Origin of the sequence: Burkholderia metallica, assembly GCF_902832845.1 — a bacterium.
GTDB classification, from domain to species: Bacteria; Pseudomonadota; Gammaproteobacteria; order Burkholderiales; family Burkholderiaceae; genus Burkholderia; species Burkholderia metallica.
The window spans coordinates 837481-856375 of sequence record NZ_CADFDB010000001.1 but is presented as its reverse complement, the minus strand read 5'-3'; the positions used below and the strand labels follow the sequence as shown (position 1 = coordinate 856375).

The 18895-nt window shown below is 68.1% G+C and carries 21 protein-coding genes and 1 riboswitch; of the genes, 11 read left to right on the top strand and 10 right to left on the bottom strand.

What is annotated here, in order from left to right; all coding sequences use genetic code 11:
* Positions 1-19 precede the first annotated feature (19 nt).
* Complete coding sequence (locus HWX08_RS03780; RefSeq protein WP_174919376.1) at positions 20-1027, top strand: serine hydrolase domain-containing protein; 1008 nt, start codon at positions 20-22, stop codon at positions 1025-1027.
* 34 nt (positions 1028-1061) lie between these two features.
* On the opposite strand, the gene HWX08_RS03775 is transcribed toward HWX08_RS03780, so the two are convergent.
* Both HWX08_RS03775 and HWX08_RS03770 read right to left on the bottom strand, forming a co-directional pair.
* The gene (locus HWX08_RS03775; RefSeq protein WP_174919375.1) at positions 1062-1970 is read right to left on the bottom strand and encodes an alpha/beta hydrolase; all 909 of its coding nucleotides are present in this window, start codon (positions 1968-1970) and stop codon (positions 1062-1064) included.
* Between the two features lie 63 nt (positions 1971-2033).
* Positions 2034-2906 (bottom strand): hypothetical protein, encoded by an 873-nt coding sequence (locus HWX08_RS03770; protein WP_174919374.1) that lies wholly within the window; start codon positions 2904-2906, stop codon positions 2034-2036.
* Positions 2907-3158: 252 nt separating this feature from the next.
* Here HWX08_RS03770 and HWX08_RS03765 point away from each other — a divergent pair, with 252 nt between their 5' ends.
* The 4 genes from HWX08_RS03765 (at position 3159) to HWX08_RS03750 (ending at position 5780) form a co-directional block, all read left to right on the top strand.
* Positions 3159-3662, top strand: coding sequence for a YbaK/prolyl-tRNA synthetase associated domain-containing protein (locus HWX08_RS03765; protein WP_069260030.1), 504 nt, complete (start codon positions 3159-3161; stop codon positions 3660-3662).
* A gap of 61 nt (positions 3663-3723) precedes the next feature.
* Positions 3724-4362, top strand: coding sequence for a helix-turn-helix transcriptional regulator (locus HWX08_RS03760; RefSeq protein ID WP_174919373.1), 639 nt, complete (start codon positions 3724-3726; stop codon positions 4360-4362).
* A gap of 73 nt (positions 4363-4435) precedes the next feature.
* Positions 4436-5410: a threo-3-hydroxy-L-aspartate ammonia-lyase gene (locus HWX08_RS03755; RefSeq protein ID WP_069260032.1), complete on the top strand. Its 975-nt coding sequence runs from the start codon at positions 4436-4438 to the stop codon at positions 5408-5410.
* 121 nt (positions 5411-5531) lie between these two features.
* Positions 5532-5780 carry a hypothetical protein gene (locus tag HWX08_RS03750; protein ID WP_174919372.1) on the top strand — a complete coding sequence of 83 codons (249 nt, stop codon included), beginning with the start codon at positions 5532-5534 and terminating at the stop codon, positions 5778-5780.
* Positions 5781-5822: 42 nt separating this feature from the next.
* On the opposite strand, the gene HWX08_RS03745 is transcribed toward HWX08_RS03750, so the two are convergent.
* The 5 genes from HWX08_RS03745 to HWX08_RS03725 are packed head-to-tail and all read right to left on the bottom strand — an operon-like array spanning position 5823 to position 9574.
* Complete coding sequence (locus HWX08_RS03745) at positions 5823-6647, bottom strand: SDR family NAD(P)-dependent oxidoreductase (protein WP_174919371.1); 825 nt, start codon at positions 6645-6647, stop codon at positions 5823-5825.
* Positions 6648-6652: 5 nt separating this feature from the next.
* Positions 6653-7528, bottom strand: a complete 876-nt coding sequence (locus HWX08_RS03740) for an SDR family NAD(P)-dependent oxidoreductase (protein WP_174919370.1) — start codon at positions 7526-7528, stop codon at positions 6653-6655.
* A gap of 31 nt (positions 7529-7559) precedes the next feature.
* Complete coding sequence (locus HWX08_RS03735; protein WP_174919369.1) at positions 7560-8552, bottom strand: NADP-dependent oxidoreductase; 993 nt, start codon at positions 8550-8552, stop codon at positions 7560-7562.
* A 49-nt stretch (positions 8553-8601) separates the two neighbouring features.
* Positions 8602-9240 (bottom strand): Dabb family protein, encoded by a 639-nt coding sequence (locus tag HWX08_RS03730; RefSeq protein ID WP_174919368.1) that lies wholly within the window; start codon positions 9238-9240, stop codon positions 8602-8604.
* Complete coding sequence (locus HWX08_RS03725) at positions 9230-9574, bottom strand: hypothetical protein (RefSeq protein ID WP_069260038.1); 345 nt, start codon at positions 9572-9574, stop codon at positions 9230-9232. Before HWX08_RS03725 ends, HWX08_RS03730 begins: the two co-directional genes overlap by 11 nt.
* 167 nt (positions 9575-9741) lie before the next feature.
* Here HWX08_RS03725 and HWX08_RS03720 point away from each other — a divergent pair, with 167 nt between their 5' ends.
* The 4 genes from HWX08_RS03720 (at position 9742) to HWX08_RS03705 (ending at position 15091) form a co-directional block, all read left to right on the top strand.
* Positions 9742-10800: a helix-turn-helix transcriptional regulator gene (locus tag HWX08_RS03720; protein ID WP_174919367.1), complete on the top strand. Its 1059-nt coding sequence runs from the start codon at positions 9742-9744 to the stop codon at positions 10798-10800.
* An 89-nt stretch (positions 10801-10889) separates the two neighbouring features.
* A riboswitch (cobalamin riboswitch) is annotated at positions 10890-11082 on the top strand.
* Between the two features lie 351 nt (positions 11083-11433).
* Positions 11434-13362 carry a TonB-dependent receptor domain-containing protein gene (locus HWX08_RS03715; protein WP_174919366.1) on the top strand — a complete coding sequence of 643 codons (1929 nt, stop codon included), beginning with the start codon at positions 11434-11436 and terminating at the stop codon, positions 13360-13362.
* Between the two features lie 216 nt (positions 13363-13578).
* Positions 13579-14148 carry a YdeI/OmpD-associated family protein gene (locus tag HWX08_RS03710; protein WP_069261147.1) on the top strand — a complete coding sequence of 190 codons (570 nt, stop codon included), beginning with the start codon at positions 13579-13581 and terminating at the stop codon, positions 14146-14148.
* Between the two features lie 97 nt (positions 14149-14245).
* Complete coding sequence (locus tag HWX08_RS03705) at positions 14246-15091, top strand: GNAT family N-acetyltransferase (RefSeq protein WP_174919365.1); 846 nt, start codon at positions 14246-14248, stop codon at positions 15089-15091.
* 109 nt (positions 15092-15200) lie between these two features.
* On the opposite strand, the gene HWX08_RS03700 is transcribed toward HWX08_RS03705, so the two are convergent.
* Positions 15201-15839: a LysE family translocator gene (locus HWX08_RS03700; protein WP_174919364.1), complete on the bottom strand. Its 639-nt coding sequence runs from the start codon at positions 15837-15839 to the stop codon at positions 15201-15203.
* Between the two features lie 115 nt (positions 15840-15954).
* Here HWX08_RS03700 and HWX08_RS03695 point away from each other — a divergent pair, with 115 nt between their 5' ends.
* Complete coding sequence (locus HWX08_RS03695) at positions 15955-16416, top strand: Lrp/AsnC family transcriptional regulator (protein ID WP_174919495.1); 462 nt, start codon at positions 15955-15957, stop codon at positions 16414-16416.
* A 123-nt stretch (positions 16417-16539) separates the two neighbouring features.
* Here HWX08_RS03695 and HWX08_RS03690 read toward each other — a convergent pair whose 3' ends face one another.
* Positions 16540-17892: a collagen-like triple helix repeat-containing protein gene (locus tag HWX08_RS03690; protein WP_175806978.1), complete on the bottom strand. Its 1353-nt coding sequence runs from the start codon at positions 17890-17892 to the stop codon at positions 16540-16542.
* 275 nt (positions 17893-18167) lie between these two features.
* Here HWX08_RS03690 and HWX08_RS03685 point away from each other — a divergent pair, with 275 nt between their 5' ends.
* Positions 18168-18431: a cupin domain-containing protein gene (locus tag HWX08_RS03685; protein WP_174919362.1), complete on the top strand. Its 264-nt coding sequence runs from the start codon at positions 18168-18170 to the stop codon at positions 18429-18431.
* Between the two features lie 84 nt (positions 18432-18515).
* Here HWX08_RS03685 and HWX08_RS03680 read toward each other — a convergent pair whose 3' ends face one another.
* Positions 18516-18824 (bottom strand): copper-binding protein, encoded by a 309-nt coding sequence (locus tag HWX08_RS03680; RefSeq protein WP_174919494.1) that lies wholly within the window; start codon positions 18822-18824, stop codon positions 18516-18518.
* Positions 18825-18895 lie beyond the last annotated feature (71 nt).

Here is an 18895-nt window from a genome sequence, read left to right as displayed (position 1 = left end):
CCTGCCGACGCGTGAACCGATGACCGACCTCAACCGATTTCTGGCGGAAACGACGGCCAGCGGCAAGATTCCCGGCGTATCGCTTGCCACGCTTCGCGCGGGAACGAGAAGCGCCGAACATTACGTCGGCGTTCGCGGTGCGCACGACCGCGCCGGTGTCGATGCGGCAACCGTCTTCGAGGCTGCGTCCCTCACCAAACCGCTGGTCGCGTACATCGCACTCCAGCTTGTCGAAGAAGGGCTGCTGGACCTGCACAAACCCCTGTTCGACATGTGTGGAGCGTACGTACCGGGCGACCCGAATGCCCTGCGGATAACGCCCTTTCATGTGCTGACACACACGAGCGGCCTTCCGAATATCGTCAGCGACAAAGCGCCGCTTCGCACATATTTCGTCCCCGGCGAGCGGTTCAGCTACGGCAGCAGCGCGTTTGCGTGGCTTCAGCGTGCGATGGAGGCCGTCAGTGCCCGCCCGCTGGAAATGTTGGCGCGAGAGCGCGTATTCGAACCGTTGGGCATGCGTCATTCGAGCCTGGAGTGGCAGGAGCGTTTCGCGGTCAACCATGCGCAGGGCCATGAATGGGAAGGCCAGCCGGTACCCAAGCATCGCGTTCAAACGGCGCAGGCCTCGTGGTCGCTTCTGACGACGGCATCCGACTACATCAGCTTTGTTCAGCACGTACTGGCTCGCCGAGGGTTGGCAGCCACGACCTACGATCAATGGTTCGTGCCGCGCATCCATACGCGGCAAGGCGACGACGCCGAGGATCTAGTCGGCCGGAACCCGCCTGATCCGAACGTTGCCTGGGGATTGGGTTGGGGGCTCGAACCCTTCCAGGGCTGCTTCTTTCACTGGGGAAACAACCCGGGATTCCGGGCGCTCGTTCTCGCCAATCGGACGACTCGGGATGCGGTCGTCTGGTTCGCCAATTCGGCCCGAGGAATGAGGCTGGTGCATACAGTCGTACCGGAAACCGTTCCCGGCGAGCATCCCGCCATCGAATGGCTTCGGATCGGTAGCTTGTGATCCGTTATCGGCAGACGAACCGCCTTCCGCCGGACTAGCGCCGACTCACTGTCGATGCGCGCAAGAACGCCGTAATTGCGTCTACGACGCCATCCGCCAGCGGCAGATCCGGGTTCGAGTAAGTGGCGAGATTGTCTTGCAGATCCGCCGTGCGAACCGTCTTGAGTGCATGACTGGCGTCGGCAATCAGCGCCATTTCAGCCTGCGGATTGGCTCGCTGCAACCGTTCCGCGTCCTGTACGGCAACCTGGATATCGCGCGTTCCCTGCACGATCAGCACGGGCTTCGTATAACCGGCGAGCAGCGACGCCGGATCGATGGTCAGTTCGCTCATCAGGAAGCGCTGGACTTGCGGCCTGAACAACGGCATGAGCGCCGGATCGATGCGAGTCGCTTCGACCCGCTGCCCGGCTTCCAGCGATTCGAGAATCGACAATGCATTTTCCAGCACCGGGGCATTGGCCGGGTTCGATTGCAGTTGTTGCCGCAATACGGCGCCTAACGGGCGCCCCGCCGTCGCTACCAGGATCAGGCCGGCGATGTCGGCCGATTGCCGCGCCGCCAGCAACGCCACCAAGCCGCCCTCGCTGTGCCCCAACACCCAGACGCCGGAAGCGCCGGTCCGCGCCCGGATGGCCGCTACCCACGACTGGATGTCGGCCGCGTAGTCGTCGATCGTGACGTCGTTTGCATCCGGTACCGCCGACGCGCTGCCGTACATGCCGCGCTTGTCGATTCGAACCGACGCGATGCCTTTATCGAGCAATTCTTCCGCGAGCATGCGGTAGGTCGACGCCTGAAGCCAGGTCGGCGCGTTGCCGTTTCTATCGGTCGGGCCCGAACCCGGCACGATCAGCACCACCGGGGCGTCGCCGGTGTCCGCGGACAGGAGCGTGCCTTTCAGCGGGCCGACGGGGCCCGGCGCTTCGATTTCCGTCTGCATGGTTTGTGAGGGATCTCGCTAATGAAGAACCAGAGCCGCTAGCTGCAAATGTGCAGCCGACTTTCAGTGCCAGTCGCCGGCGAATCGACGCGGCTGATACGTGTTCCCGTTCCAGGTAAACCGCGCGGCCTTGCCCGACGCGGCGTTGCCCTTCTGACGCACGACGAGGTCGTAATGCCCGTTGGTCATGTGAGCGCTGAACGACAGCACGTAATGAACCTGCTGCGTGTTTTCCGCATCACACGCGTCCTGCTCCGCGTCGCCCTGACCCTTGCCTTTCCCGGTCTTCCCGGTAACGCACTCCGCCGCCGCGTCCTTGTCGTAGGTGGACCAGTCGGTAACCGCCGTGAAGACGGGCGTCACGCGAGCGTCGGCATAGCGATACAGGCTCAGTATCTCGTTCGTATCGCTATGCGAGGTCGACGTGTAGTTATTGTAGAAACGCACGCCAAACGCGGTTTCCTGCGCGCTGATTCGGTAGGGGATCACGTCCATGGTCAGGAACGCGTTCCACAACATCGGTGACGTATCGACGCGCTCGCTTCGATCGCTCGCGACCAGGTGGAACCGTTGCCCGTCGCGAGTCAGGACACCCGTCCACAACGCCGCGTCGACGTCATCGGTCGAGCGCTGGACCAATGCGGCCACGACCCACAGCGGCCCTGAAGCCGCCGGCCCGTTCGCCCATGGCGACAGCGCGACACCCTTGATGCTATCCGCAGGCGCGGGATCGTTGCCCATCAGGGTGCGCAACGCGGCTTGCTGGTCCACGTCGCTCACATCGCTCGCGGCAAATGTGCAATTGGCAACCCATGCCAGCACGACCGTCAGCATCGCCCGGATGTAAAAGTGACGTTTCTTCGTTTTTCTGTCGCCTGAATATCGCTGCCCCGGAAATGAATCTTCTCGGCACTTTTCCTGCATGGTGGTCAACATCGTTCGTGTATTCCTCGTCGATCCCTCTTCCAACCGGTTTCGAGCAAGCGTCGCCCGGGCCGCGGATTGAGCCGACCGCCATTGTCGACGACCTGCGCGGCGACGTCGACTGACCCGTGATGACCGTCGCTCCCCGCCCCTGTCTTTGCGGGGCCATGACAAAACGTCTATACTTGGACATTCCATCGATCGACGCGCCGAAGCGCCCTCCCCGGCGTGTCCCGATTTCCCCGGCTACCTGCCCGGAGCGACATGAGCGACTACCCCGTTTTCGACACGCTGTGCGATCTGCTGAACACGTCCGGCGCGCGCTTTCGCGTGCTGGAGCATCCGGCCGAAGGGAAATCCGACGCGATCGCCGCGCTGCGCGGCACGCGCCCCGAACAGGGCGCGAAGGCGATGCTCTGCACCTTCAAGGACGGCGGCGACGCCACCGCGCTCGCGGTGCTTCCCGGCCACCTGAAGATCGATTTCCGCAAGGTGGCCGACGCCGTCGGCCGCCGCAAGGCGACGCTCGCCCCGCCCGACCTCGCGGCCGCCGTCACGCGCTGCGTGATGGGCGCCGTGCCGCCGTTCGTGTTCGACTCCAACGTGACGCTCGTCGTCGATCCGGCACTCGTCGAACGCAACGCCGAGATCGCCTTCAACGCGGGCCGTCTCGACCGCTCCGTCGTGCTCGACACGGCCGACTACGTGCGGATCGCGCGGCCGCTGCTCGCCGACATCACGCGGCCGGAAGCCGCTGACGGCGAATAGCACGCCGGTTGCCCCAATCCCGACGCCCTGCGTCGATCCGACACCCGAACGCGAAACCACTATGACCACCACCCGGAAAAAAGCGCTGTCCGAGCAGGCATCGCTGATCGAACAGGTGCAGCGGATTGCCGAAGGGCTCGGCGCGATGTTCGCGCCGTTCACCGAGGTCGTGGTGCACGACCTGCGCACGCCGAAGCACGCGATCCTCGCGATCCACAACAACCTGTCGGGGCGCGCGATCGGCGACCCCGCGACCGAACTCGGCCTCGCGCGCATCGAGGACGACGATTTCCCGCCGGTGCTCGCGAACTACCCGAACCGCTTCGCCGACGGCCGTACCGCGAAAAGCACGTCGATCGGCATCAAGGACTCGACCGGCCGCTATGTGGCCGCGCTGTGCCTGAACGCGGACGTCACGCTGTTCCGCGGCTTCCAGGGCATGCTGAACCAGTTCTGCAGCACGGACGGCGAAGCCGTCGCCGAGACGCTCGACCCGGCCGGCGCGGACGCGATCCGGCAACGCATCGACGCATTCGCGATGCGCCTCGCGACGACGCCGCGCGAACTGAAGACCGACCAGCGCCGCGAGCTGATGCACGCGCTGAAGGCCGACGGCTTTCTCGAGGTGCGCCGCGCGATGGAGATCGTGTCGCAGCATCTCGGCGTCTCGCGCGCGACCGTCTACAACGATGCGAAATGACGCACGCGCGTAACCGCGCTGCCTTCCCGCCAAACGACTTCAACGACCGATTCCAACGACCACCGGGCAACCCATGAACTCTCCGACTCTCCCCACGTACGACGACGTCGCCGCGGCTGCGGCCCGGCTCGAAGGCCATGCACACCGCACGCCGGTGATGACGTCGCGGACGATCGACGAAGCGCTCGGCGCGCAGGTGTTCTTCAAATGCGAAAACCTGCAACGCATGGGCGCGTTCAAGTTTCGCGGCGCGTTCAACGCGCTGTCGCGCTTCGACGCGGAGCAGCGCCGCAACGGCGTCGTCGCGTTCTCGTCCGGCAATCACGCGCAGGCGATCGCGCTGTCGGCACGCATGCTCGGGATTCCCGCGACGATCGTGATGCCGCAGGACGCGCCGGCCGCGAAGATGGCCGCGACGCGCGGTTACGGCGGCAACGTCGTGACCTACGACCGCTACACCGAGGATCGCGAGCAGATCGGGCGCGACCTCGCGGCGCGGCACGGGCTCACGCTGATCCCGCCCTACGACCACCCGGACGTAATCGCCGGCCAGGGGACGGCGGCCAAGGAACTGTTCGACGAAGTCGGCCCGCTCGACGCGGTGTTCACGCCGCTCGGCGGCGGCGGCCTGCTGTCGGGCACCGCGCTCGCCACGCGCGCGCTGTCGCCGCACGCGACGCTGTACGGCGTCGAGCCGGAAGCCGGCAACGACGGCCAGCAGTCGTTCCGGTCCGGTTCGATCGTCCATATCGACACGCCGCGCACGATCGCCGACGGCGCGCAGACGCAGCACCTCGGCAACCTGACGTTCCCGATCATCCGCCGCGACGTCGACGACATCCTGACCGCGACGGACGCCGAACTCGTCGACTGCATGCGCTTCTTCGCGACGCGCATGAAGATCGTGGTCGAGCCGACCGGCTGCCTGTCGTTCGCCGCCGTGCGACGGATGAAGGATGCGCTGAAGGGCAAGCGCGTCGGCGTGGTGATCAGCGGCGGCAACGTCGATCTCGAGAACTTCTGCGCACTGGTGTCGGCGCCTGCATGAACGGCGCGGCGCGCATGAACATTCCTTCATCCGCGCCGCTCCCCACCTTCACGGCGCGTTAAGTTTCGCGCCCTAGACTGATTACGTTGTCCCGCAGTCAGTCAGTCGTGAAGGAGCCACCATGAAAACGCATGCGATCGTCGCCGCCGCCCTGGCGGCCGTTTTTGTTTCGGCGTTCGCTCAACCGGGCGTGACGTCATCCGGTTTTCCCGCCGCATCGCCATACGACGCCGTCGCGCATGCGACGCACCGCTCGCCCGGCGCGTTGCCGCCCGCCGGCTTCGTGCTCGCGAAGATCGATCAGAACAATACGCCGCCCGATCGCGGCGGCGACCCGGGCGGCCGCACGCATGCCGGCACGCATATGTGACGGCACATGCCGGGCGCGGCAGCCGCGCCCGGCCCGCTCGCTTCAGAACGACGGCAGCGACGGATCGCGGGCGGCGAGGATGTCGTCGGTGCGCCGCTGCAGCGCGCCGTCGATCGTCTCCGGTTGCGGAATCAGCCAGTAGCGCCCTTCGCGGATGCCGTCGAACACCCGCTCGGCGAATGCGTCGGGCGTGAGCCCGTGCGCGTTCAGCATCGAGCGCATCGTGTCGACGAAGCTGCGCACCTCGGGCCGGTCGTGCACCGCGCCGAACGGGTCGTTGAAAATGCCCGACAGCACGGGGCCCGGCGCGAGCAACGACACGCCCACCGGCGCGCCGAGCATCTTCAGTTCGCCGTACAGCGACTCCGTCAGCGCGACCACCGCGAATTTCGTCGCCGAATAGGGCGACATCAGCGGGCTCGGCAGGAACCCGCCGACCGACGCGGTATTGACGATACGCGCCGCCACGTTGCGTTCGAGCATCCGCGGCACGAAGCTGCGGATCCCGTTCATCACGCCGTGCACGTTGATCGCGAAGCTGCGCTCGAAGCGTTCTGGCGTGATTTCCCAACTGAAACCGGTCGCCATCACGCCCGCGTTGTTGAACAGCAGGTCGACGCCACCGAAACGCTGCCACGCGGCCTCCGCCAGCGCGTCGACGGCGTCGGGCCGGCTGACGTCGGTCGGCACGCACAGGACGTCGGTGTCGAGCGTCGCGGCGAATGCGTCGAGCTTCGCCGGATCGAGGTCGGCCAGCACGACGCGCATGCCGAGCGCGGCCGCGTGGCGCGCGAGCCCGCTGCCGATGCCGCTGGCCGCGCCGGTGATCACGGCGGTGCCGCCGTCGAAGCGAATCGAATTCATCATGTCAGTCAGAGTCCTGTGGGGTCGATGCGGGGATGCGCATAGGCGGGAATCACCGGCGGCGGCAACGCGGCGCGGCCGTCGAGCGATCGCACCGCGAGCTGCTGCGCGAGCGGGAAATGCAGGCTGTGCGTGACGAGGCCCGTGCGTTCGCGCGCCGGCAGGCTGCACAGCGCGAGCGCGGTTTCGGCGAGATACGCGACGTCCTCGGTCGGATAGCCTTCGGGGATGTAGCGCGCGGCGCCCGGCGTGCGGATCGCCGTACTCGGCGCAACGAGGTTCACCGCAATGCCGTCGGCTTCGAGTTCGGCCGCGAGCCCCTGCGTGAAGCGCGACAGCGCCGCCTTCGCCGCCGCATAGACGGTCGCGCCGCCCATGCGGGAGAACGCGTCGAACGGCCGTAGCGGCGGCAGCGCCGTCACCGAGCCGACGTTCACGATCCAGCCGGCGCCGCGCGCGCGCATCAGCGGAATCGCGGCCTGTGCCAGCGCGAACGGGATGCGCAGATAGTGTTCGATCGTCGTGTCGAACATCGTCATCGGCATCGTGTCGACGCACGCGTAGTCGGCCACGCCCGCGTTGTTGACGAGGATGTCGAGGCCGCCGGCCGCATGCGCCGCGCGCCCGACGAGCGCATCGCGCTCGGCCGCGTTCGACAGGTCGGCCGCCAGCGCGATCGCACGGCCGCCGGCCTGCTCGATCAGCGCCACCGTTTCGGCGAGCGTGCCGGCGGTCGTGGCCGATTGCGCGAGGCTGCGCGCCGTCACGACGACGGTCGCGCCTTCCGATGCGAGGCGCTGCGCGATCGCGCGGCCGATGCCGCGGCTCGCGCCCGTCACGAGCGCGCACTTGCCGGTCAGTACGCCGGTTCGGATATCGGTCATCGTGGTCTCCTGTGAAGTGCGTGCGGATCGCTCAGCCGTCGATATCCGCAACATGAAGCACGAGCTTCGTTTTCGCCTCGCCCGTTTGAACGAGATCGAGTGCGCGGGCCGCCTGTTCGAGCGGGAAACGGTCGAAACGCGGCACGCGCAGCGCACGCGTGCCGAGTTGCGCGGCGATCCGGGCGAGCGTCGCGCCGCTCGGCATCCGGCTATAGGTCATCGCGGTGCGCAGGCCGCGCCGTGCGGCGTCGGCGGCGGTTGCGGCAAGCCGCTGCGCATCGCCGGGCGCGAGCGTCATGATGGTCGCGAGCGTGCCGCCCGGCGCCAGCAGGTCGAGCGCATCGGGCAGCGTGTCGCCGCCGACCGAGTCGAGCACGAGATCGACGCCGCCGGGCGCCCACGCGCGCAGCGCCGCGGCGATGTCCTGCGCGCGATAGTCGATGCTCGCGGTCGCGCCCAGCGATTCGACCGTCTCGCGGTTGCGCGCCGAACACGTCGCCGCGACGCGCGCGCCGGCCTGCGCCGCGAGCTGGATCGCGAACGTGCCGACCGCGCCCGCGCCGCCGTGGACCAGCACGGTCTGGCCCGCCCGCAGCCCGCCGTCGTCGAACAGGCCGGCCCATGCGGCCAGTGCGGGCGTCGGCGTCGCGGCCGCTTCCGCGAAACTCACCGCGTCGGGCAGCCGCACGACCGAGTCGTGGCGCACCGCCACGTATTCCGCATACGCGCCCCAGCGCCCCGCGCCGACGTCGGTCTGCGCGAACACGCGCATGCCGGGCGCGAAACCGTCGACGCCGTCGCCGACCGCTTCGACCACGCCCGCCGCGTCGAAGCCGATCACGAACGGAAACGTGTACTGCATGAACGCGCCGAGGTAGCCTTCGCGGCATTTCCAGTCGGCGGGATTGACGCCCGCACAGGCCACGCGGATCAGCACGTTGCCCGCGCCCAGCTTCGGTGCCGGCACGTCGGCCATCCGTAGAACGTCGGAATGACCCACGCGGTCGATCAACAGGGCTCGCATCTTCGTGTCTCCAGTTCAGGGTTGTCGTCGGCTCGACGGGTGCCGCGCGTCACGCGGCCATATCGGTATCGGCCAGCAGGCTCGACGCGAGCGGACAGAACGCATGCGAGATCGCATCGACCGTCCAGTCGGGGCTTTCGGCATCGAACCGGCGGTCGACCCAGCCCCAGTGATATGGATGCAGCAGGTATTCGCCGAGCAGGTCGCCGACGTGCGCGAATTCCTGCTGCCACACGTGCGTCCACGCGCCGGGTGTGACGATCCGGCTCAGACGCCAGTTGCGGATACCGGGCATGAACGCGGGCATGCGCAGCAGTTCGCGTTCGAGCGCGTCGACCTGATCGGCGTGGGCGTGCGGGCGCACGCGCAGCATCAGCGTGCGCCATACGCCGTCGCGCAGCACCGGTTCGCGCAGGCCGCCGCCGATCGCGCGGCAGCTGGCGCCGTCGATGCGCTCGATGCCCGGCAGCTGCGCCAGCGCGGCGAAATCCGGTGCGCCTTCGGCCGCCGATTCGTCGCGCAGCACGTCGAGCGTGTAGTCGCCCGCGCCCCAGCTGCCGTCGAGATTGCGCGCCAGCGCCACGCGCCGCGCGCCGGCCAGCGCGTGAGCGGCGTCGCGCAATGCCCGTTCGATCGCGTCGGCGTTGCCCTCCGCCGACACGAATACCCGCGCCGTGTCATGCCGCATCGTCGACCTCCGTCAGTGCGTGCAGCGGCGCGTCGGCGTCCGTCATCACATGGCGGCGGCGCACGTCGCACAGCGCGTCGACGGCCATCCAGAAGCCGGCCACGCCGGCATCCGTCAGCGCGCGCATCCGGTAGTAGGCCGGCGCATCGGCCACGTGCCAGGTCAGCCACAGCGTGCTCGGCTGCCCCGGCACCGCGACGGGCGGCGATACCCAGCGGCCAGCCGCCGTCAGCCCGCGCGCCGCATGGCCCGGCAGATATCGGTCGCGCAGCAGTGCAAGCACGTCGGGAATGCGCTCGGGCGCGAGCGTGATTTCGTCTACGATCTGGATCATTCGCGTGTCGTCCGGGGTCGTTCGTGACTGGGATGCGGGGCCGGCCTACGCCGTTCCGGCGAGGCCGCGGGCGGCCGGCGTGGATAGCATTCTTGCGTGGCGACGGTTTGCGAGCCCCTACCGGCCCGCTCACCCGCCCCTGTCACGACGCTCAGAACGGGAAACTCATGAAACAGCGCGCCATGCCGGCCCGCGGTCGCATCCTGCCGGGCCTCGGCGCGCGGCTGCTGAGCGAACTCTCGCGCGGCGGCGCGCCGCCGGCCGACCGCGATGCGCCGCCGTCGCCACCGACGGCGACGCCTGGCGATTTCGTCGCGCTGTACCGCGATGCGATCGAACGGCTGGAGGCGCAGGTCGCGCGCGGCGACGGCCATCCGCCGATGCGCAAGCGCGAAGTCGACCTGATGTGCGGCTGCCTGCTGAGTTGCGCGACGCTTGCCGACGCGATCCGCTGTGCGCGCGACTTCTGCGAGATGCTGACGCCGCGCGCCGGTGCGCTGTCGCTCGCCGTTCGCGACGGCCGCGCGACGTTCCGGATGGATTCGCTGCGCCGCACGCGCAGCCCGGCCGCGTGCCTCGTCGACCTGACGGGCCTGTTCTGCTATCTGCAGTTGTTCGGCTGGCTGATCGGGCAGCCGCTGCGGCCGGCCGACGTGTGGCTCGGCCATCCGCGCCGCGACGACGCGATGCCGCTGCTCGGGCTGTTCAACGCCCCGGTCGAGGTCGGCCGCACAACCTACGGCTTCGCGTTCGACGCGGCCCGGCTCGCATGCCGCGTGATCCGGCAGCCGGCCGAACTCGACGCGTTTCTCGTCGATTTTCCGTTTCGCCTGATCGATGCGGCGCCGGCGGTCGTGTCGTGGACGCAGCAGGTACGCGGTTTTCTCGATGCGGCGCTCGCGCACGAACAGGCGTTGCCGGCGCTCGCCGCACTCGCCGCGTGGCTCGGCACCAGCGAAGCGACGTTGCGGCGGCGCCTCGCGGCCGAAGGAAGCGGTTATCACGCGCTGCGCGAGCAGTGTCTCGCCGAGGCCGCGCAGCGCCGGTTGCGCGAGTCGGACTGGCCGGTCGCGCGCATCGCCGCGCAACTCGGCTTCGGCGGCGAGGAAGCGTTCCGCCGCGCCTTCGTCCGGTGGACGGGTGTCGCGCCGAGCCGGTTCAGGCGCGATCGCCAGGCGGCGAGCGGCCCCGTTTCGTCAGACATGACGCGCGACGGCGACGCATGACGCAAAGGATTTCGACCGTTTTGGCTCGGCAATGACGTTTTTTCGCATCCCCGCGCCGCCGGACAATTGACGCGCCGGCGCGCACACCATTACCCTTGCGCGCTGATGGTTCCCAGCGATGGGATCAAAAGGGAACGCAGGCGAGGCCGGGCCTCGAATCTGCGGCTGCCCCCGCAACTGTGAGCGGCGAATCCGTGCCACTGCATGCCACTGGGAAACCGGGAAGGCCGGCGCGAATCACGACCCGCGAGCCAGGAGACCTGCCATCGACCCGAGGTCCAAGCAGCCGCACCGGGCGGGGTGTCCCGATGCGCCAGGCACCGCCATGCGCGGTTGCCCGTTGCATGGACGGCCCGACCTCCGGATCCGCCCGATGTCCACCGTTACCGCATTCGCTTTCGCACCGGAAGCGCCGCGCCGGCACGCTGCCGGCATGCACGGCCCGCCCGCTCGCGCGCGCCGTTCCCTTTCGCTCGCGCCCGCCGGCGTGCGCCGCCCCTGCACCCGCAACGCCCGCGACGGCGGCCGGCACCGGCCGGTCGCGCGATAGCCCGCTCACCGATAACAAAACCGGTGCTGCCCGCTGCCCGCTTTCGATCGGCGCATGCGCAGCCCGACCACGACGACAGCCTCATGAAGATTCGACACCTCCTTGCCACGTCCGCCGCGACCGCACTCCTGTCGCCGCTCGCGCACGCCGCCGGCGACACCGCGGTTTCGCAGCCGGCCCCGGCCGCCAACAATGCCGACCTGCCGACCGTCAACGTGACCGACACGCGGCGGCTGCCCGAGTCGTTCGACCAGCGCTATGCGACGACCCACGTGCTCACGCGTACCGACCTCGACCGGCTGGCGCCGAGCGACCCGAGCATCACGCAGGCGCTCGCGACGCTGCCGGGCGTGACCGTCTCGCAGAACGGCGGCCCCGGCTCGAACGCATCGGTCAGCATTCGCGGCTCGTCGGCAAGCCAGGTCGCGGTGTTCATCGACGGCATCCGGATCGGTTCGCCGACCACCGGCATCGCGCCGTGGTCGGACCTGCCGACCGAAGCGTTCGAGCGGGTGGAAGTGATTTCGGGGCCGGCCGCCGCGTCGTTCGGCGCCAATGCGATGGGCGGCGTCGTGCAGCTCTTCACGCGGCGCGCCGCCAACCAGCCGAACCAGACCACCGTGTCGTTCGGCGGCGGGTCGAACAAGACGTTCGACACGCAGCTGCGCACGTCGGGCACCGTGCCGTCGACCGGGCCGCTCGCCGCGCTCGGCGGGCTCACCTACTCGCTCGGCCTGCACACGTACAACACGGCCGGCATCGACGCGACGCGGCCCTTCGCATACGGGCACGAAGCCGGCCGCAACCCGTATCACGCGCAGGACCTCGATGCACGCCTCGGCTACGCGCGCGACAACTGGTCGATCTCGACGTTCGCGCTGTATCACCGGTCCGATCTGTCGTACGACAACAGCGGCTCCGCGAACCGCCAGCTCGATCATCAGCTGACGACCGGGATCGCATTCCATCTCGACATCACGCCGGACACGCAGTTCGACCAGTCCTTCGGCTATGCGAACGATCGCGGGTTCCTCTACGCGAGCGCCCCGACCATCCCGACCGACCAGATCGATTCGCAGCGCATCAGCACGTCGACGTCGCTGACGCATCAGGAGCGCGGGTTCCATCTGTTCGGGCTGCCGCTGTCGGGCGAAACCAAGCTCGCGTACGACTTCACGCGTGAGCAGGCGTTCCTGCCGGTCGACATCCCGAACGGCGTGCCGACGCGCAACGATTCCGCGTTCTCGCTGCATCAGTCGGCGACGCTCGGCAACGTGACGATGTTCGTCGCGGGACGTCATGAAATCATCGCCGGGCAGTCGGTGAATACGGGCAACGCGGCGCTGTCGTGGGCGATCACGCCGGTGTACACGGCGCGCGTGTCGTACGGCAACGCGTTCAAGCTGCCGACGTTCAACGACCTGTACTACCCCGGCTACGGCAATCCGAATCTCAGCCCGGAGCGCAACACGTCGGTCGAGGCCGCGGTCGATGCGAACACGTCGTACGGCACGTTCACGGCTGCGATCTACGACACGCGCGTCACGAACCTGATCGCGTACAACCCGGCGACGTTCTCGCCGATGAACATCGGCCGCGCGCATATTCGCGGGATCGACCTGTCGTACAAGGGGACGATCGGCCGCTCGACGCCCGTGAGCGTCGCGGTCGGGCTCCTGAATCCGCAGGACGAGACGAACGACTCGTGGCTCAACCGGCGGCCGCGCCAGACGGTCAGCATCAACATCGACCACACGTGGGACGAGCTGCACCTGCATGCGTTGAGCACGGGCGCATCGCTGCTGTATGGCGGCACGACGTTCGACGATCCGGCGAACTCGACCTATCTGCCTTCGTATCTGACGGTGGGGCTGCGTGCGTCGTACCGGATCAATTCGCACCTGACGGTATCGGCGACCGTGTCGAATCTGTTCGACCGGCAGTACATGACCGCGTACGGGTACAACACGCTGGGGCGCACGGCGTTCGGTAAGGTGAGCTACACGTTCTGATGCGTCGATGGCGGGGCCTTTGGTGCCGTGTGCGGCCAGGTCTTCCGTCGTCGCCGGATGCTTGACACAGGCGATTCCGGTCCAGCCCCGCCGACGGACCCGCGATGCCCCGGGCGGCCGGCCTTCGGACGCATCACGGACTTCGCCGCCCGTATCGACACTGTTAGACTGCGGACGCTATCCCCGCACATGCACGCAACCCTTCAGGACGGCGACATGACCGAATCCGCTCTAACCTTTGCCAGTCAGACCGAATGGGAAAGCTGGCTCGGTCAAAACGGCGGCGCTTCAACGGGTGTCTGGCTGCGTCTCGCGAAAAAAGGTGCCGATCTGCGCACCGTCACGTACGAACAGGCGCTGGAAAGCGCCCTCTGCCACGGCTGGATCGACGGCCAAAAGCGGGCCGGGGACGACATCTGCTGGCTCCAGCGCTTCACCCCGCGCTCCGCAAAAAGCAGCTGGTCCAAACTGAACACCGACCGCGCCGAAGCGCTGATCGCCGCGGGCAGGATGCGGCCGGCCGGCATGAGCGAAATCGAGAAGGCCAGGAAGGACGGCCGCTGGCAGGCGGCTTATACGTCGGCCAGCAACTCGACCGTGCCGGACGACCTGCAGGCGGCGCTGGACGCTCATCCGAAAGCCGCGAAGTTTTTCGCGACGCTGAACAGCCGTAACCGCTATGCGATCCTGTACCGGATACAGAACGCCAGGAAGCCGGAAACCAGGGCGCGCAAGATCGCGGAATTCATCGCCATGCTGACCCGCGGCGAAACCTTCCACCCGTAGCGGGTGCGCGGACGGCGATCTTGCCGAACGCCCGCGCGCCCCGATGCACAGGCCGTCACGTCACGCGCAATCCCGAGCACAGCGACCGAGGTGAACCATGGATCAGGACGAAGACTTCATCGTGCGCACCATGTCGGCCGACGAGGTCGCGATGTCGGTCGAATGGGCGGCCGCGGAAGGCTGGAACCCCGGCCTGCACGATCCGTCGTGTTTCCGGGAAGCGGACCCGGCCGGATTTTTCGTCGGCGTGCTGCGCGGCGAGCCGGTCGCGTGCCTTGCCGCGGTCGCCTACGACGCATGCTTCGGCTTCATCGGTCTCTATATCGTGAAACCCGGATTTCGCGGCCGGGGCTTCGGCATGCGAGTCTGGCAGCACGGCATGCGTTACCTCGCCGGTCGCAACGTCGGGCTCGACGGCGTCGTCGCCCAGCAGGCGAACTACCGGAAATCCGGCTTCAGGCTGGCCTACCGCAACATCCGCTATCAGGGGCGAGTGGACGGCATCGGGTGCGCGCACGTGGTGGCAGCAGCCGACGTGCCGTTCGCGCAGTTGCTCGCATACGATCGCCCGTGCTTTCCCGCGGCGCGCGATCGCTTCCTTGCCGCGTGGATCGGGCAACCGGATGCGGTGGCGCTCGCGACGATCGACGGCGACCGGATCGCCGGTTACGGGGTCGTGCGCCGCTGCCGCGCAGGCTGCAAGATCGGCCCGCTGTTCGCCGACGACGCAGATGTTGCCACCGGGCTGTTTCGCGCGCTCGCGGCGCGCATGCCGGGCGAAACGATCGTGCTCGACGTGCCGGAAACCAACCCCGCTGCTGTCGCACTGGCAGAACGGCACGGAATGACGAGCGTCTTCGAAACCGCGCGGATGTACACGAAAGACGCGCCGGCGATTGCGATCGATCGCGTGTTCGGCGTGACGTCGTTCGAGCTGGGATGATCGTCGCGAAGCCGGCGGACGGCAACGCGTTACCGTGATGGCGGGTGGGCGGCGGGACGGTCGATGCGATCCGGTCGCCATGCGATATGCGCCGTGCATCGACCGACATCTAGACCTGGATCACACCGCGCACGCCCGCGATCACCTGAATCACGCCGAATACCGCGATCACTGCGGCCGACACGCGCGACAGCCCGTGGATGAACGCGAACGGCATCTTCGTGCGCAGTGCGGCGGTCGCACCGCTCAGGCACAGCCACCACGTCGCGGAACCGGTGAACACGCCGGCGACCATCAGCGCGACGGCCAGCCCCATCGCCCCTTCACCCGCGCCCGACAGCGGGCCGAGCGCCGCGAAAATCCCGACGAACGACAGGATCGTCATCGGATTCGACAGCGTCAGGCCGAACGTGGTCAGGAAATCCCGCAACACGCTCGTACGCGGCACGTCGCGCGGCGCACGGGAGTCGGCCGGCGCCTGTCGCACGATGGTCCATGCAAGCCACACGAGGAACGCGCCGCCGCCGATTTTCAGGCCGACGGTGAGCATCGGGAACGCGGTGACGACACCCGCGATGCCGAGCGCGCCGAGCAGGCCGTAGATCGCATCGGCGCATGCGGCGCCGATGCCCGTCGCGAATCCCGCGCGAAACCCGCGGCTCAGGCTGCGCTGAATGCACAGCATGCCGATCGGGCCGACCGGCACCGCGATCGACAGCCCCATCACGACGGACTTGATGAACAGCATCGCCTGCTCCTTGCAACCTGCAACGGGTGGAACAGGCATCGTAGGGAAAATCCCGTCCTCGCTGAATGCGGTTTTTAAGGAAAAATGGTCACTCGACCTTAAAAAATCCGCCGCGATGGACGATCTGGACTGGAAGGTACTGGCGCTGTTGCAGGACAACGGCCGCATCAGCTACACGGAGCTGGCGCGCCACGTGCACCTGTCGGTGCCGGCGGTGACGGAGCGCGTGAAGCGCCTCGAAGCGGCCGGCGTCGTCGACGGCTACACGGCGCAGGTCAATCCTGTCGCGGCCGGCTATCCGGTCAGCGCGCTGATCGGCATCACGGTCGCGCAACCGGCGAAAGCCAAATTCCTCCGGCTGCTGGAGACGATTCCCGAAGTCGTCGAATGCCATCACGTGACGGGCGCGGACTCGTACGTCATGCGACTCGTCGCCGTCAGCATGACCCATCTCGAACAACTGATCGGACGCATCAATCTGTACGGCGAAACGCGCACGTCGATCGTGATGTCGACGCCGCTGCCCGCACGCGGTTTGGCGCGGCCGCCATCGCAGCACGACGTGGGTCGCGATTGATGCAGCGGGCGGCGCCGGCCTGCCGGTTTCCCCGCAGGAGACTATCCGACCGGCAGGATCGGCGGTAACCGGCGGCCGATTTTCATTCGGCCGGTTACCGCCGTGACGATCCGGACGGGGCGGCTACTTTCCCGCCAGGCCGCCGAGCAAGCCGCCCACCAGCCCGGTAACGGGCGCGAGCGGATTGGAGAGGCCGCCCAATGGCGAGCCGCCGCCCGTACCGGTTGCCGGACCGTTGTGGACGGCCGCCGGCATGCCGCCGACCACGCTCGTCACCAGGCCCGCGACCGGCACCGCGCCGTTCGCGCCGTTCGGGTTCACGAGGCCGCCCACGTTGGTCACCGTGTTGCCGACCGCGCGAACGAGTTCGCCGACGCCGCCGACCACCGGCTGCGGCGACGTGGACGTCACCTTCCATCCCGCCGACGTGATCGCGCCGCCGATCTGGCCGAGCAGGCCCGCGACGGGCTGCCCGAGGCCGGTCGCCGTGCCGACCTGCTGCGTGACCTGGCCGACGGTCGTGACGAGCGGCGTGATCGCCGTGCTGATCGCCTGCGTCGTCTGCTGGACCGGGCCCGACGAAAGGGCCGAGCCGAGCATCGTGCCGCCGGTCTTGATTCCGCCGGCCACAGTGTCGAGCAGCCCGCCGACCGGCGTCGTGAGCGGCGCCAACGGCGACAGCGGGCCGGTGCCGAGCGCCTTCACCGTTTCGCCGAGCCCGGCGACCGTGGTCCCGACGGGGTTCGCGGTGAAGCCGGTCTGGCCGATGCCGTTGCTCACGGCGTTCGACGTGTCGCGGATGAGCGTGCCCACGCCGGAGACCGTGTCGCCGGCGCCGATCGCCACGCCCGCGTCCACGCCCGGCGGCCTCGCCGCGCTGATCGTGGCGCCAACGCCCGTGACGACCGCGCCGACGGAGCTGATGATGCCGTTGGTGCCGGGGGTACCGCTGGTGCCGCTCGTGCCGCCGGTTCCACTCGTACCGCTGGTTCCACTCGTACCGCTGGTTCCACTCGTACCGCTGGTTCCGCTCGTACCGCTGGTTCCACTCGTACCGCTGGTTCCGCTCGTACCGCTGGTTCCGCTCGTACCGCTGGTTCCGCTCGTACCGCTGGTTCCGCTCGTACCGCTGGTTCCGCTCGTACCGCTGGTTCCACTTGTGCCGCTGGTTCCACTTGTGCCGCTGGTTCCGCTCGTGCCGCTGGTTCCGCTCGTGCCACTGGTTCCGCTCGTGCCACTGGTCCCACTCGTTCCGCTGGTTCCACTCGTGCCACTGGTCCCACTCGTTCCGCTGGTTCCACTCGTGCCACTAGTCCCACTCGTACCACTGCTCCCGCCAGTGCCACTCGTACTCGTGCCGATGTTGTTACCGCCCGGCTTCGGCGCCGTAACATCGGTCCCGCCGCACGCGGCCAGTGCGCAAGCCGCCGCAATGGCCGCGAGCGCAACGTTCGTCCTGATGAAGTGATTTTGCATGGAAGCCCCCGTTAGCTTTTTTAGCTCGATCACTCTGATAAGCATCTATCGTGCCATTGCGATCGGCCTCAACGACGACTTCGCACGCCTGCCGGAGAGCCGCGTCCAGACGGCCGTTCAGGGGCGTCGTGCTGCGTCCGCGGCCGTCTTCGCAGCTTCGACCGGGCGTCGCGTACCGGGTGACGCGGGCGTAACGCGCCCGCTGCGTTACGTAGCATCGCGGCGGCGAACGGTGCTTTCCGGCCTGTACCGCCGTCATTCAGATATGCCCCACGATGCGCCGCCGCCGCCCGTACGCGGAATGCGTCTTTGTCCTGTCGGGAACCGGCGAAGCGATCGGCCGCTGCAACCTCACGCGATTTCCGCGCGGCAGCGACGCACACACGACGCTGAACACCGGCGATCTGCCGCGGGTCTATCTGGTGGCGTGCGACCTGCCGGAACCCGACGAACACGACTGTCAGAACCTCGGCAAGCGGCTGTACGAGGCGCGCGCCAACAACGTCTTCGTGGATCTCGGCACGGGGGCGCCTGCGTGATGAACGCATCACCCGGCGCAATACCAACCCAACCGGCCATCAGCCGCCGCACGCCGAGCCCGTGCGCGCGTGCCCGCGGGTTCGTCACGGCCCCTTCACGAGCTTCACGATCGTGAGCGTACCGTTGACGTTCTCCACCCGGACCCTGACCTTGTCACCCACATGAAGCGGCCGGAGCATGGCTGCGTCGGCGACCTTGAACGCCATCGTCATCGGCGGCATCCCGACGTTGTCGAGGGCACCGTGCTTCAACGTCACCCGTCCGCGGCCGACGTCGATCTCCCGGACCTCGGCATCGGTCAGCGCCGAATCCGGCGCCGACATCGCCGCGCCGCCCATCTTCATGTCGGACATGTCGCCGCCCGCGAACGCCGGCGGCGCAACGACGGCCATCGCGCACCATACGGCGGCGAGCTGCAAGCAGGTTTTCGTCGCCACGCTCCCATCGGGCCGGCCCCGCGTTC